Below are 15,504 nucleotides of genomic sequence, written 5' to 3' on the forward strand. Positions count from 1 at the left end.
CTCAACAATATATTCACATACTTTCAAAAGAATTTTACATGTTAAAACCAAAAAATATGATCATGGAAAATGAAAAAACCTGGAAACAGTTCAAGGGAAAGGAAACACCATCTTCCGTTGAGATCAACGAACTCTTCTTTAACAATATTCCTAAAGGTTCTGAAATACTGGATTTTGGTTGTGCATGGGGCAGAATAGCATTCCACCTTCAAAAAAGAGGTTACAATGTAACAGGCTTCGATCTAAACCAAAATGCAGTTGAAACAGCATTAAAAGAAGCAGAGAAAACCAACAAGAAAAATATTTTCCAGGTGCAATTCCATACAGCAAATGCAATGGAATTACCATACCCTGACAAGTCCTTTGATGCATGTATTTTACAGGCATTCCTTACAACCATAATCAAACCAGAACACAGAACCCTGATATTAAAAGAGGCAAACAGAGTACTAAAAGATGAAGGAATTATATATCTGGCAGATTTTGGCCAAAACTGGGAAAATCCCTACTACAGCCAGAGATATGAACGTGATTTTGTGAAAACTGGTGAAATGGGAACCTTTATCGTGACCAAAAAAGGAAAACCCCAGGGCAAAGAACTTTTCAAAGCACACCACTATACAAAGGAAGAATTAATGGTATTATTTGAGCAGGTTAAAAAATTCAAGGTAGAAATAGTACATGAAACAGTCTTCACAACATTTCAAGGTAACCAAACCAAAGGATACATCATAATTGCAAAGAAAATATAAAAAAAAATAATGAATAAAATTAGTTCAGTTAAAATAATCAATTCAAATATAACTTAAAAGATTTCCACCTACAACAATCTAAATTAAACATTTCCACTTAACTACAATTTATAAATAAATTTATAGGAAATAATATGAAAGATAAAAAAGAACTTCAAAAAATACTCAAAAGAATAGATGGAAAGGGTTACAAGGCATATAATGATATTAAAGGCATTTATAATTTTGATTTTTTTATTTTACATATAGACCATGTTCAGAGGGACCCCTTTGCAGGTCCATCACTTTTAAGAGTTGAGGTGCAGGGCGCATCATTTCCAAGAGAATTAATTGACAACCATGAAAAAAGGGATGCAGTATCCGACTTTATTGCAAGAGCATTAAATGGATCAATAAAAAAACATACAGCAGGAAGAAGTGGAAGTGGAAAAAGTGGGATTATAACAATAGACAGTGGAGATCAGGAGATATTAGAAAGGAGCTGTGTTAATATTCGGCCAGGTAATTTGGAGGTTAGATTTTCTTTAGGCCTTCCGGCACGGGGAAGAAGGATAATAGGTAGAGAAGCTTCCAGAATATTGATGGATGTACTTCCAGTAATTGTTAATGATTCATGTTTCTATAAAAATATAGATTCAGATCATCTAACAGAAGAAGTGGAACTTTTTGAAGATGCAAATTTTATACGGAACCAGCTAAAAAGCAGAGGTCTGGTTGCATTTGTAAGGGATGGTTCAATACTTCCAAGGGGAAGCGGTGTAACAGACAAACCATTGAAAAATGCAGTTCAATTTAAAACACCAAAATCCATGGAAGTTATGTTTGAAACACCTAACCATGGATCTGTAAAGGGTATGGGTATCCCTAAGGGCGTTAACTTGATAGTTGGTGGAGGCTATCATGGTAAATCAACACTGCTACAGGCAATAGAGAGGGGTGTTTACAATCACATATATGGAGATGGAAGAGAATGGGTTGTAACAGATCCAACAGCTGTCAAGATCAGAGCAGAAGATGGCAGAAGAATAGAGAATGTTGACATAAGTTCATTTATACACAACCCACCTTTAAATAAAAACACCGAAGAATTCTCAACAGAAAATGCATCGGGTTCAACATCCCAGGCAGCAAATATTGTAGAGGCAGTTGAAGCAGGGACACATCTAATACTATTCGACGAAGACACATCAGCAACCAACTTCATGATACGCGATGAAAGAATGCAGAGACTGGTTTCAAATGAGAAAGAACCAATAACACCATTTATAGACCGGGTCCGAGAACTGTACGAAGACCATAACATATCCACCATCATGGTAATGGGAGGATCAGGGGACTACTTTGAAGTCGCAGACACAGTTATAATGATGGACAACTACATACCAGAAGACGTTACAAAGGATGCAAAGAAGATAAAAGAAGAGCTTCCAATAAACAGAATGCAAGAAGTAGAATTCAAATTTCGATTCAAGGAAAGATACCCACTTCCTGAAAGCATTAAAACATATAAAGGTCGGAAAATAAAACTCGATATACGTGGAAAATCAACCATACTACTGGGCCTGGAAACCATAGACCTTTCACAGGTTGAACAGTTAATCGACACCAGCCAGACGCGTGCAATAGCCTATGCAATAGCCTATGCTGCCCAAAACCATATGGATGGTAAAACCAACATGAAAGAAATAGTTAAGATGGTAGAACACGATATTGAAACAAAAGGACTTGACATACTGGCACCAAAGGGTCGAAAGAATCCTAATAATATTGTAAAACCAAGAATATTTGAACTTACAGCTGCACTCAACAGACTCAGAAGTTTAAAAACTAGAAAATATTAAAACAATGATCCATCATAAAACTTCATATCTCATTGAACCTTCATATTACAAATCAGCTTCACATCATTTATTTAGAAGATTTACTCCACTTCTAACTCATAAATAATGCCATTTTTTTTAAAAAGTTCCTTTAAACAATTATAATTATCCTCTTTAAGGGCATATACTTCCTTCTTCTCATTACATGTAAAGCTGAATCTTTTTATAGGATGTCCAAATTTAATATCCTTTATTTCTGCTATAAAGTACTTTTTAACTTTACCCGTTCTTCTAGTTCTGTAAAAATTTTTCCTGTATTCAATCAGCAACTCACTGGTTAACTCCATATCATAAAATTCATCTTCAAAAAAGAGTAAAGTTTCACTAAGATCCTTATCACATACAATACAACTATCTGCTTCTTCCGGGTTTCCAACACCACACTCTGGACATATCCTGTTAAAAGATATTCTGTCGTTGTATTCTTGGTTCACAGTCATTTTTTACCATCACAAATTCGATCTTACATAGTATGTATCATTAATCTGTTTTCTATATGAAAGTAGATATAAATTATTATTTTTAGTTAGAGATATGAAACTTAATCTTGTCAATCGATAATTTTTGGTGATGATCATCACATAAAACTTCTTAATTATTTTTTAGACTGTGAATAGAAATCAAAATTAAAATTAATTTCAGAAAGATTTACGATCAAACACGGGATTATAATTAAAATTACAACGGTGTACAAATGCCATATATGATATGCAAAAAATGCGATGTTTACTATGAAATAGCCGATGAGAATGCAGAGAAAGATTTAAAAACATGTCAATGCGGCTCTAAAATGAAGTATTACGAAAAACTTGAGGATTTTCTTAATTCAAAAGAACGCAAAACCAATGGAAACTCTATTCCAGTAATTGAAAGACTGGTAATAGATTATGAATCGGCAATCTCAAGGATAATACTCCAATGTATGTTGGAAATTCCAATTGAACTGGGAATAAAACGTTTCATGCTAATTTTAAATGGAAAAGAATCTCCATTCATTACAAAATACAAGCTGTACAAACTTAAAACCTATGGAATGCTTTTTAACTATACAGAAGAACAATTAAGAATTATTATTGATTCTATTATTGAAAAAGGGTTTCTAAAAACAGAATATAAATCCGAATATGAGGGTTCTTATCTTGAATTAACAGATAAAGGTAAATTCTTCTTAAATGTTGGAGATAACATTGAAATGGGTTTTTTGGAAAAAGTAATTAAATAATTTTATTAAATATTTTTTTTAAACAGTTTCAAGACTATAAAAATTCAAACAATTTGTTTTACAAATTGCAGATCTCATCGGGAATTTCTCTAAGTGAAATCAGATCTTTTGCAATGCACAGAACAGTTAAAATCACCAGCACCAGGAATCCTGGTAAAATTGTACCTAAAAAGCCGGTTAATAAAACCAAAATTATTATTAGATAATATGGAATTCTAAATACCAGAAGTAAACGGCTTTTACAGTCATCCCATCTAAATGAGGAAATGAATATAAGGCTCAGTGATAAAAGTGCAACAGCTAGTGATATGCACATAATCCATGTATCAGTGCTTGAAAGTTCACTTCCATACGGTAGCATTAAAACATGTTTTATACCTGCCGCAGCTCCAACAATTCCAAGAAGTAATGGAAAATGGGAGTATATCCAAAGCTGATATTTGGCAATTTGATCTCCACGATCTTGTACTCTGGCTTCAGCCCCTCCTGCCTCTTCAAAGTACCCCCACCATATGCTGAATGATATTAAAAGACCCATTAACCCTATAAGTGCGGTGTAAAGATTGAATCCTACATTGCTAATAGCCACAACAACACTCACAATTGCCTCTCCAATAATAATTATGGTGAAAAGACCAAATCTTTCAGGTAGATGAGTTGGATGTGTTGGAAAATTTATATGAAGATCCCCAGCTCTAAAAGGTGTAAGGAAATCAACAAACAACGCAACTCCCCAGAGCACAAAACGATAAGGAGCAGGTATAAATGCAGATATCAACCATATAGTTGCTGCAATACCAAAACCAATACTGTAACGGCGGGTTAATGGACGTGCATCCGGTAGATTTCTTCCAACCCTAATATACTGAGCAACTAAAATAAATCTCAACACAGCATAAGAAATAGCAAAACCCTCACCTGTGGTTGTCAAAGCATTTCTAACGTTAACCGCCAAAGAAGCAACAACAACCATCTGCAACATTGTCAAGGCCCTATTTAATATGTCGTCGGTTCCAAAACGGTCCAAATAAAATGTATGACCCGACCAACCCCACCAGATAGCAAAAAATAGGGGAATCGATTCTAAAAAAGTAATGGGTGTGTAATTAGCACTTAAATTTAATGCAATCTGTGAAATGGCAGCAACAAAAATCAGATCGTACAGTAGTTCCAGCCAGTCAGAATGTTTTTCTAAACTCTGATCATCATTGGATCGTAAAGTTGGTAGTACAACAAAATCTTTTCTAAGCTTCATGTGCCCCCACAATCATCATAAAATATGAATATAATCTACTATAACATTTTTTTATGATTCAATAAATAAATACACTATACTATTAGACTTTAAAAAATTTATAATTACCGCTACCCGCCAACTAAACTCCACCACTAATTAGAAGTCAAAGTAAAGTTTTAAACCAAAATTTTCAATTACCCTTCTTATCTTAAAAAAAATATGTAAAACTATTAAATACAAAAAATTATTTCCACATTTTAATGAATTTTATTTAGTCATTAAATTAACTATTAACCTTCAATTTTTCTTTGATCTCTTCAAATAATTCAATATGGTCCTTCATATCTTCTGTAAGAAAATAAACAGCACCATACTTATTATCAACATGTGTTGCAATGATATTATGTTCTTCCAAAAGTTTTAAATGATGCCTAACGGTTTTATAATTTAATTCAAGAATTTCTGATAAGTTATAAGCATTATATGATTCCGTTTTGAGTAAATCCATAATCCTCACTCTGTTAAACTCGCCTTTACTTCCTTTGAATAACCACCACAACAAGCTTTCCATTTGCATCCCTTATGATATTACTAAAGAAAAGTATTAATATTAAAACCTTTACTTTTAAACTTTAAAATTAATTTAAGTTGAACAAGTATTTAAAATTTAACATTAATAATCATTTTTTTTCAGAACTGCAGATGATAAATCAAGATTAACTAAACAAAATTGTAAAACTCATTACTTAGTAGGTGTTAATAAAAAAAATAATAAGCACCAAAAAAAGATATCTAAAAAAATTCTTCCAATAAAAATCAAATAATATATTTCATTTTAAATAAAAAAATATTCAAAAATCACAAAAAATCATAAAAATATATAATAATTAAAAATAGCTATCGCTAAAACCTCCCCAAAAATAGTATAATTGTTCCTTATTATATGTTTTATGCATAAATTAGGAAATAATTAAAAATTAATTAAAATTATCAAAAAAGCCTAAAAAATTTTTAAATCTATAATATTCAATTGTTTATACTATGCTGATATACAGAGTACCCAAACCAACAACAAAACATAATACAGCAGTTATATATGTGGATGTTCTGGAACCTTCCATCAATTTGGTTGAACTGTAAAGTAATAGAGGTACGAGTAAAAGTAGAATAATAGCACCTGCAAGATAGAATATACGCATTTGAATAAAACCTCCACACCATTTTATCATCAATAATACTCTTCTGATTAAATCAGATATTTCCAATTAAATTTAAATTCATTTCTATTTAAGATTAACCCCACTGAAATAAATGGATATCCTAAGTTAAGCAAAATTATTTGGTAACAGCGGTTAATACTATAATAAGAAGATCATTTTTTGAAGATTTTTCATATATAAAGAATGGAATGAATTGTTAAAAAATAATCTGGAGGTGGATATCAATGGATGTTGTTAAAGCATTAAATTCCCGTTTTACTTGCAGAGCATTTAAACAGGATCCAGTAACAAAAGAGACAATTCTTAAAATAATGGAAGAAGCAACACATTCCCCTTCATGGGCAAATACACAACCATGGGAAATATTTGTAGCGGGTGGCGATGCATTAGAAAGGATTCGAAGAAATTTTATGGAGTCCTATGCAAATGATGAACCCAAAACTCCAGAAATACCCTGGGTTGAAAACTGGCCAAGTACCATGGAAGAACGGATAAAAGAACTTGGAATAGGCCGATTTAAACATTTGGGAATTTCAAAGGACGATAAGATAGCTAAAAATGCGAATTGGAGATTAAATTTCAAATTTTTCGATGCACCCTCAGTTGTATATCTATGCATGCATGAGAGCCTAACTGAATGGTCAATTTTCGATCTTGGTTCATTATCACAGAGCATAATGCTGGCTGCACTGGAACATGGAGTAGACTCTGCACCAGCAGTAAATCTTGTTGCATATCCCAATTTCATAAGAAAAGAACTTGAAATTCCAGAAGAATTCATGATAGTCTTTGGAATTGCACTGGGATATAAAGATGAAAAAAGCCCTCAAAACACATATAAAAGCTCAAGACGCCCAATAGAAGAAGTAGTCAGAACAAAAGGATTTTAAAGTAATTTTTTTAAAAAATTATATTCTAAAAATATTGTTTTAATCTAAAAAACAATGGGGGAAATTATATCATGGATGTAAATAAAGCCATAGAAGTTAGAAGAAGCATTAGAAAGTACAAACAAGTTGATATTGAAGAAGATAAGTTGGATAAAATTTTGGAATCAGCTAGAATTGCGCCATCAGCAGCCAACCGTCAACAATGGAAATTTGTGGTTGTAAAAGATTCAGATATAAGAAAAAAACTTGTAGATGCATGTCATAGCCAGGTATTTGTTGGAGAAGCCCCGGTAGTAATAGCTGCATGTTCAACAGAATCTGATCAGAAAATGCCCTGTGGACAATATGCATATACAGTTGATCTTTCAATTGCACTATCATTTATGATACTACAGGCAACAGAACTTGAACTTGGAACCTGCTGGTTAGGTGCCTTCAACGAAGACAACGTGAAAAATATACTGAACATACCCGATAACATCAGAGTTGTTGGAATGATAACCATAGGATATTCAGATGAGAAACCCGACCCAAGACCACGAAAAACAATGGGCGAAATAGTATCAAACAATGGATGGATGTAAAAAATAAGAACTAAATAAAAAGATTAATTAATACTGAGGATGAAGCAATCAATGGGATGGTCCTAGTGAAATAACTCTTATTTCCTCACTAATTCATGCCTCCATCAAAAATCTCATCAAATTATTTCCATATATTTTTAATCATAAATATCACACAAAAATCCAATATTACAAAATTAAATTTCAACAAATTGAAAATTTCTATATAATATTAAAATATTTTAAAAGGGCAAACATTTGATTACATGATTTATTAATCCTATTTTTATTTAAGGTCCCGTGAAGTGCAAGTACTTCACATGTAACTGCAGGCACACCATTTAAATTACAAACATCTTCCAGTGCACCAGGATATTTTACTCCTGCTTTATCATCGGCAATTAATTTAGACCCTGATTTTTTGGCAATGTATCCAGCAATGTTATCTTAATGATGGAGAATACCCTCTGTGTGAGGGTGGGGATGAATCTAACCACTATATATAAATAATAGTTTAACAATAATTAATAGTATCGTATGCGATAACCAAGCATACTACACTTAATCTAATCAGTACCGTAGGAACTACGGAAATTAAAGCTTCTCTGAAAAAAACCACATTAGTGGATTTAATGAAGGAAGAAGCTCCTTCCGAAAGGGAGGGGTAGTTCACAACTCTTTAAAATGGGTATCCTGGTACAAAGAGCACTATCCCTGCCTGGAACACCTCCTGGCATTGATGAATGGAAATCTCCCAAAGCATCAACATGCAATCTCTTTGCAAGTTTCATTATAATGTTGGTGGGATTTCCTGTTTTATTTGCCAGCCTATTGGGATTGGTATGATTCCAGTATCTATGAGTATGTGATGTACAGTAGGGAATTGCAAATGGAATAATATAAATTGTTCCTTTGATGGTTTTACCATTAAGATAATTTATCAACTTCATTGCTGCTGCAGGGGCAGGTAATTCATTTCCATACACACCAGCAACAATTAATATTTTAGGCCCCTTACCGTTCCCAAAGGTAACCATGGGAGTTCCAGTTTTTGCCTTAGAAATTATCTGATCGCTAAGAACTGTCTTGGGAATATATTTGTATAGTAAAGAATTTTTTTTGATGTCCCCACCTGTTGCCCCGTTAATAATATCTATCTTCACAACAGTTGTAAAGCTCGAGCAATAATATGCAACACCCTTACCTGAAATATCCTGAATACTGTTGTAATGTAAAATAAGAGTATATTTTGTTCCATTTTTTAATTTTTTAGACGGTGTAATAATTAAGGTATTATCGTGGATAGTTTTCCTAAAAGGAGTTAATACACCATTTACAAGCAGTTCTATCCATTTATTCCCGAATTTCACATGTTTATTAAATTTAATATGGATAACTTTATTAGTTTTCACATTCAAGGAATTTCTTTTGGGATCTGAACTTTTAACAACAGGAGAGTTCAGATATGAATTTGAAATTGTTATGGGATGAATTAACATTTTTCTGAGTAATTAAATTTGAATTATTATCAGCAGCAGAAACCATGCCACATGTTAGCAATCCAAAAATACAGGGTAATAACAGAATTAATAAACGTTGATCCATTTTTCCAACTCACCTACATGTTCACTATTATTAAAATTTTGTTTACCATTTAGAAATTGCCTTATTTTTTATTCAAAGTCATACTGTAGTCTTCAAAGGCGGTTTCTAATGTTTCCAACATTTTATTACCAATTTCTTCATATGCTTCATATCTTAAATTAGCCAATGAAACTCTCACAGACCAGCTGGGAGCATCAAATCCTGCTCCTGGAAGGATAACTATAGATTCTTTATCTGCCAGTGCAAATACAAATGAAAGTGCATTATACGATTTTTCCATCCATTCTGCAAACAACATGCCATACCTATCGGTTGCAAGTTTAAGAAGATCTATTACTGCATAGTAATTGGTTGCAGTAGTATCATAATCTAAAGGCAGACCCAGAGACTTATAGAGCACATGTATACGCTTGTTAAGAGCATTTTTAGTACCTTCAATATAATTGATATCATCCTCAATTATAAAGAACAATGAAAATAGGGTCATTTGAGTTTGCTGAGGTAGTGATAAACCTGCAGTATGTTTAAGAGCTACAGATCTGCTGTCAGCAACCATACGGTCTATGAATTTAATTTTAGAGGGATCAAGACTTATGCTTTCATACCTTTTTATTAACTGATTTTTTATTTTTTCAGGAAGTGAACTCAACATCTTATCTATTGCATTGTCTTCATAAAGTGCCACCACACCCAACCTCCATCCTGTACATCCCATATGCTTACTGAATGAATAAACACAGATGGTATTTGATGGTATTTCCGACATAATGGAACTAAAATCTTCAACAAAGGTTGCATAGACATCATCAGATATGATGATAAGATTGGGGTTATCATTTTTTACTATGTTTGCAATTCTTTGGATGGTTTCATCTCTGATTGCTCTTGCCTGGGGATTTCCCGGATTAACAACAAAAAATGCTTTAATAGATGGATCTTTGAGTTTATCTATTTCACTATCAGGATACTGCCAATCATCATCCGGATCTGCTTTAATCTCAACTTCAACCAGATCATAGTCGTTTAAATGTGGTATTTCAAGGTAAGGGGTGAATATGGGAGATCCAATTGCTATTTTATCCCCTTTTTTAATCAGCTTATTTTCAATTAGCGAGTTAAAAACATATATGATTCCACCTGTACCTCCTTCAGTTGCAAAGAGATCGTATTTGCAAGATTTTAATTGGTTTTTACATAGAAATTCAATTAAAAATGAGTGTACAACCTTTTCAGCATGGGGTAACATTCTGTCTGGTTCCGGATAGAAATCTCCAATACAACCGATCACGAGTTCATACACCCAGCTATCCGGATCGAAACCCATTTTGTTGATTCCATAATCAACAGAACTCTTAAGAAATTTTATACCCGGTGCATCAGGATTTTTCTTAGCATAATCCTGAAATCTCTCTGATATTCCTTCCTTTTCAGCATGAAAACCAGTATGTACATATTTACAGTTGCATTTAGTTTCTTCCATCGCAAAATTACCAAGAGTAAAAAATGCCTGTCTAGGGGTGGTGGCAATCCAATTAGGATTACCTCTACCCGCATTTAGAAGTGTGCGATCACGGAAATTTCCTGCAATATTGGTCAGTGCAAATTGAACCTCAAAAGGACTCAGTTCCATATAGCTCTTTAACTCTTTATAATCCATAGTTTTCTCCTGATTCAACTTTGAATATTTATTTATGAATTACCTGATTCTTTATCCTGATTAATATACTCCAGAGTGATTTTTTTAAAGTGGAGTGCATCAGGATTGTCTGGATCTTTAAATAATACCTCATCAAAACAGTCGAGTGCTTCTTTATACTGTTTAATTAGCCCCAAGGTAACGCCCTTTTCAAGAAGTCCCAGAACAAAATTTGGATCGATATCCAATGCATTGTCAAAAGATTCTAATGCATTTTGATAGTTATCAATTTCTTTATAATTCAAACCAATCTGTAGCCATGCCCATGGATTCTCTGGTTCGGCTTCAACTATGGTTTTAAAAACATTAATGGAAGATTCAAAATCCCCCATATGTTTCAATGCAATACCCTTGTAGTTCATTGCATCCATATTATCGCTATTAATATTTAAAGCCTGTTCAAAACATTCCAATGCCTTATCGGCCTCTTCAAGGAAACCTAATGACTGGCCTTTTTTTATGAGTGCCTCTTCACTGTCAGGGTTTAAATTTAAGGCACTATCAAAATTTTTAAGTGCTTCCTTGTATCTTCCAAGTTCCAGCAACAGGTTACCCATTAAATTGAAAGCTTCAAAGTTATCTGGATCCATAATTGTAACCATTTCAAAGCTTTTTATTGCTTCTTCAGTTTTACCTAAAAACATCAAGGATCTGCCTTTGAAGTACCAAGCCCCAATATTTTTGGGGTCAATGTTCAGTGCATTATCAAAAGATTCGAGTGCATCTTCCTGTTTATTTTGATATTCCATCGATATTCCCCTTAAAAACCATGCTTCATCATTTTCAGGGTCAATTTCAAGTAAATAATCCAAGGTTCCAACAGATTCCTCGAACTTTTCAATTGTTTGAAGTGTTCTTACTTTCAAAAAAAGGGCAGGTAAAAGCATTGGTTTTATTTTCAAGGCCTTATCACAACAATCTATTGCATTTTCAAATTTTTCAAGACGTATGAGTATGGTTGCCTTGTTCATCAATGCATTATGATCATTAGGATTCAAATCCAAAGCCTTATCAAGACATTCCATTGCTTTATCATTCATACCTATAGTTAAAAATGTTGCACCTTTATTGGTCCACGCCTCAGAATAATCAGGTTTTATTTCAAGGGCTTTATCATAACACTCTATCTCTTCATGGTGCTCACCCATTTCATACAAAGAAAGCGCCTTACCATTCCATGCCTCAGCATAATTTTCATTGATTTCAATCGCTTTTTCATAGGATTCAATCGATGCAGGGAAAATTTTCAGATCATATAGCACAACACCCCTACGATACCATGCTTCGGTAATGAGTGGATTGATCTCAAGAGATCTATCGTAACATTCCAGGGCATCTGCAAATTCACCCATAGCAGAAAGTGTTTTTGCCTTTAAAAACCATGCTCTATCATCATTCGGGTCAAGATCAATTGCATGGTCAAAACATATTACTGAATCATCATAGCACTTCATTATACCATATGTAACTCCTTTAGAATTCCATGCTTCAATAAACATAGGATCTATTTCCAATGCACGTTCAAAAGATTTTAATGCTTCATCTGTTCTTCCTATGCCTCCAAGCGCATTACCTCTTTTGAAGTACACATCAGGATCATCCTTTTCAACTTCAAGAATTTCTTCCAGGCAAACAAGAGCCTCAGCATATCTTTCAAGGTTTAAAAGACAGTTAGATTTTTCTTTTAACACCGATACCTTGTTCTCAGTTCTATCTAGTATACTATCAAATATTGAAATTGCTTCCTCAAACTCTCCAATGGATGACAATAAAAATGCTTTGTTATTAAGCAGTACTTCATCTTCTGGATTGATTTCCAGTGCTTTATTAAAACAGTCTAACGATTCTTCATACCTCTCACACAGTAACAACGCCATACACATGTTGTCAAGAGCCCATACAAAATCAGATTTTATTTTTAAAGCTTCATCAAAACTTTTAACAGCATCTTCAGCTTTTCCAAGTCCCATTAAAGCCATTCCTTTACGAGTCCATAATTCAGGATCATCGGGATCTTGTTTCAAAAGCTTTTCACAGGATTCAACAATATTAACAAATTCCTCTTCATTAACATCACCATATTCTTCCACAAACAATCCCTCCTGTTTTATATTATATATCATGGATAGTTGATTTAATTATCCATTTAACAACAACTTAAATTTAAACCCGGATTATTACAAATCCCAATGATTATTGGTTGGAATTAATAAATTATTTTAAAACAGTTTATTTGTCCTAAAAATAGAATCAATACCTTGTGGTATAATTTTATTAATGGATCAATCAACAGAATCTTGATGTTTAATGTCCCTTAAATTATGAGAAACCTATATTGACTAGGAATAACAAATAAAAATCTAAGAATTATAAAAATTTAAACCAAATTAATGATTGAATATGAGGAGATGTAGTATGACCGATAACAATGAATTATCAGCTATAGAATCAAAGGCAGGTGAGATACTGAAGGGCCATAATGGTGTTTATCTTGATAAAAGATTATACACAGTCTTAAAAAAAGGTTTTCCTGGCTTAACACGTAAGGATTTTAATAAAGTATTGGATTCACTATTAACCAGCGGATATTCAATGGAACGTGGACTTATAAGGCCTTTAACTGCAAACGAAGTGGAAAAACAGCAGAAAGAAGAGCATGAAAGCGGTAAAAAAGCAGGAAAAGGTGCTTCTGAACGTCCAAGACTTTCTACCAAACGTGGAATTTAATAAAGGATAAGTGAATTGGGAGATAATTTATCTTTTAATTCCATAAATATCCTCAAAAACCTTTTCATATAGATCTAAAAATTCAATTAATTTGTTAAATACATACTTAACAATATCAACAGGGCTTTTAGACGATTCTGGAAGGGGTACTGATACATAAACATCAATTTCAGCTTCTTTTTTTTCATTACTGTAAACCATTTCAAAATGTCTTGTTGGTGTCAAACGTCCTAATTTCCAGCTAACCAGACGACTTATCATTTCTTCACAGTCATCTTTGGACATTTCAGCATCAACAAATCTTAGTTCTCCATTTAGCGAAGATTCATATTTTTTTATTTCTATTTTTTCAACTATCATGGACTTTTCCCCATCATATAGAATTTTCACATTTTAAATTTGTACTACAAGTGTTATATTTTTTTAGATTTTTCCAAGTCCAAAACTTACGAGTAAGACATTGATTGCAGGCCAAAAAACCATCTATTTAATAAAACCCAGTATTGAAAAAAATAATTAATTCTTTTTATTTTATAGAAATGTTTTTCTAAAATCTGCTCCAATATATACACTAACGTTTATAAAAATGATTCAATTTTTAATAACACAATTATAGGTTTTGAAATGAGAAAAAAAATATCTCTGCTAATAATAGCCGTATTCGTGGTAATTATTGGGGTTGTTGGCCAAAACATTATTGGAAACTACTACTCCCAATCAACAAGTTTAAATTCTCAAACTGCAGCTTCTGTTGTTTACATTGAAAATGGAGTAACAGGTGTAGTTACAATTAATGATCCAGTTCTAAACAGATCAACAGATATTACTGTGATCTATGCACCATTGGATTCAGGATCTGGATTTATTGTCAACAATCAGGGCTATATTATCACAGCTTTCCATGTAGTTGGAGACCCTGAAACTTTAAAGAATCAGATGGTAATTAGATTAATGAACAGCGCCGATATAAAGAAATACATTGAAAGAGCAGCTGTAGCAGGTTATGTGTCTAAATACAACCCTCAATTGGGTTCAGAGCTTATGAACACTAATTCAACTGGAAGTCCTCCCATAATCCAAGCACAGCCAGATATTAACACCACAACAGATATGCTCGATCAAAATAACCTCATAACAGTTGGATCATCACAACAGCAGATCAGAGTAAAATTACCAGGCACAACCAGTACAAATGCAGTAAATGCCAATTTAGTTGATGTTGGAAATTCGGGTGCAGATGATGATGTGGCACTCATAAAGATCGATCCATTCTTAAAAACCCTCACACCTTTGGCAGTAAACTCAAAAACACCTACTATTGGTGAAAATATTCAGATATATGGATATCCGGTATTAAATGGGGGAATGTACTCTGATACCAATCAAACAACAATAAAACCATCCTCAACCACAGGAGTATTAACAGCAGAAGTACCAAACAACGGTAGCATCTACTATCAAACAAATGCTTTAGCATCTCACGGATACAGTGGAGGTCCAGTAGTTGACTCACAAAATAGTGTACTTGGAATATTAATTTATAGTATTGAATCAATGCAACAAGTCAATCAAACAGCAACACCAACATCAAGTTTATTCCTATCATCACAGTATATAATACAGATATGCAATAAAAACAATGTTTCAATACAGACTGTTTAATAAAATATAAAAATCTGGAATAAAAACAGTTTAGATACAGAAAAAGGTAG

At 33.1% G+C, this 15,504-nt stretch carries 15 protein-coding genes; 7 read left to right on the forward strand and 8 right to left on the reverse strand.

Annotation, left to right across the window (positions count from 1 at the left end):
* Positions 1-38 precede the first annotated feature (38 nt).
* Together DL91_RS03280 and DL91_RS03285 are read left to right on the forward strand one after the other, a co-directional pair.
* Positions 39-752, forward strand: a complete 714-nt coding sequence (locus DL91_RS03280; RefSeq protein ID WP_231551370.1) for a class I SAM-dependent methyltransferase — start codon at positions 39-41, stop codon at positions 750-752.
* Between the two features lie 134 nt (positions 753-886).
* Positions 887-2,593 carry an ABC-ATPase domain-containing protein gene (locus DL91_RS03285; RefSeq protein ID WP_048190233.1) on the forward strand — a complete coding sequence of 569 codons (1,707 nt, stop codon included), beginning with the start codon at positions 887-889 and terminating at the stop codon, positions 2,591-2,593.
* Between the two features lie 80 nt (positions 2,594-2,673).
* Here the strand turns inward: DL91_RS03285 and DL91_RS03290 are convergent, their stop codons facing one another.
* The gene (locus DL91_RS03290; RefSeq protein WP_048190234.1) at positions 2,674-3,072 is read right to left on the reverse strand and encodes a hypothetical protein; all 399 of its coding nucleotides are present in this window, start codon (positions 3,070-3,072) and stop codon (positions 2,674-2,676) included.
* A gap of 254 nt (positions 3,073-3,326) precedes the next feature.
* On the opposite strand from DL91_RS03290, the gene DL91_RS03295 reads away from it, so the two are divergent.
* Positions 3,327-3,854, forward strand: coding sequence for an RQC domain-containing protein (locus DL91_RS03295; protein WP_048190235.1), 528 nt, complete (start codon positions 3,327-3,329; stop codon positions 3,852-3,854).
* Between the two features lie 58 nt (positions 3,855-3,912).
* Here the strand turns inward: DL91_RS03295 and DL91_RS03300 are convergent, their stop codons facing one another.
* From DL91_RS03300 to DL91_RS13340, 3 genes are all read right to left on the reverse strand, one after another.
* Positions 3,913-5,109: a low temperature requirement protein A gene (locus DL91_RS03300; RefSeq protein ID WP_048190236.1), complete on the reverse strand. Its 1,197-nt coding sequence runs from the start codon at positions 5,107-5,109 to the stop codon at positions 3,913-3,915.
* 265 nt (positions 5,110-5,374) lie between these two features.
* Complete coding sequence (locus DL91_RS03305) at positions 5,375-5,662, reverse strand: winged helix-turn-helix domain-containing protein (RefSeq protein ID WP_048190237.1); 288 nt, start codon at positions 5,660-5,662, stop codon at positions 5,375-5,377.
* Positions 5,663-6,125: 463 nt separating this feature from the next.
* Complete coding sequence (locus DL91_RS13340) at positions 6,126-6,290, reverse strand: hypothetical protein (RefSeq protein WP_156095918.1); 165 nt, start codon at positions 6,288-6,290, stop codon at positions 6,126-6,128.
* Positions 6,291-6,535: 245 nt separating this feature from the next.
* Here DL91_RS13340 and DL91_RS03310 point away from each other — a divergent pair, with 245 nt between their 5' ends.
* Both DL91_RS03310 and DL91_RS03315 read left to right on the forward strand, forming a co-directional pair.
* Positions 6,536-7,201 carry a nitroreductase gene (locus tag DL91_RS03310; RefSeq protein ID WP_048190238.1) on the forward strand — a complete coding sequence of 222 codons (666 nt, stop codon included), beginning with the start codon at positions 6,536-6,538 and terminating at the stop codon, positions 7,199-7,201.
* A gap of 71 nt (positions 7,202-7,272) precedes the next feature.
* The gene (locus DL91_RS03315) at positions 7,273-7,785 is read left to right on the forward strand and encodes a nitroreductase family protein (protein ID WP_048190239.1); all 513 of its coding nucleotides are present in this window, start codon (positions 7,273-7,275) and stop codon (positions 7,783-7,785) included.
* 608 nt (positions 7,786-8,393) lie between these two features.
* Here DL91_RS03315 and DL91_RS12685 read toward each other — a convergent pair.
* The 3 genes from DL91_RS12685 to DL91_RS03330 all read right to left on the reverse strand — a co-directional run bounded on the left by DL91_RS12685 (position 8,394) and on the right by DL91_RS03330 (position 13,155).
* Complete coding sequence (locus DL91_RS12685) at positions 8,394-9,263, reverse strand: Ig-like domain-containing protein (protein WP_052374074.1); 870 nt, start codon at positions 9,261-9,263, stop codon at positions 8,394-8,396.
* 167 nt (positions 9,264-9,430) lie between these two features.
* Positions 9,431-11,026 (reverse strand): bifunctional aspartate transaminase/aspartate 4-decarboxylase, encoded by a 1,596-nt coding sequence (locus DL91_RS03325; protein WP_048190240.1) that lies wholly within the window; start codon positions 11,024-11,026, stop codon positions 9,431-9,433.
* A 32-nt stretch (positions 11,027-11,058) separates the two neighbouring features.
* A complete protein-coding gene (locus DL91_RS03330) occupies positions 11,059-13,155 on the reverse strand; it encodes a tetratricopeptide repeat protein (RefSeq protein ID WP_048190241.1) in 2,097 nt (698 codons plus the stop codon).
* A gap of 325 nt (positions 13,156-13,480) precedes the next feature.
* Here DL91_RS03330 and DL91_RS03335 point away from each other — a divergent pair, with 325 nt between their 5' ends.
* Positions 13,481-13,792, forward strand: a complete 312-nt coding sequence (locus DL91_RS03335; RefSeq protein ID WP_048190242.1) for a hypothetical protein — start codon at positions 13,481-13,483, stop codon at positions 13,790-13,792.
* Positions 13,793-13,819: 27 nt separating this feature from the next.
* Here DL91_RS03335 and DL91_RS03340 read toward each other — a convergent pair whose 3' ends face one another.
* Positions 13,820-14,152 carry a hypothetical protein gene (locus DL91_RS03340; RefSeq protein ID WP_048190243.1) on the reverse strand — a complete coding sequence of 111 codons (333 nt, stop codon included), beginning with the start codon at positions 14,150-14,152 and terminating at the stop codon, positions 13,820-13,822.
* Between the two features lie 264 nt (positions 14,153-14,416).
* On the opposite strand from DL91_RS03340, the gene DL91_RS03345 reads away from it, so the two are divergent.
* Positions 14,417-15,454, forward strand: coding sequence for a serine protease (locus DL91_RS03345; protein ID WP_048190244.1), 1,038 nt, complete (start codon positions 14,417-14,419; stop codon positions 15,452-15,454).
* Positions 15,455-15,504: the final 50 nt, after the last annotated feature.

The sequence above is a fragment of the Methanobacterium sp. SMA-27 genome (genome assembly GCF_000744455.1).
Classification (GTDB): Archaea; Methanobacteriota; Methanobacteria; order Methanobacteriales; family Methanobacteriaceae; genus Methanobacterium_B.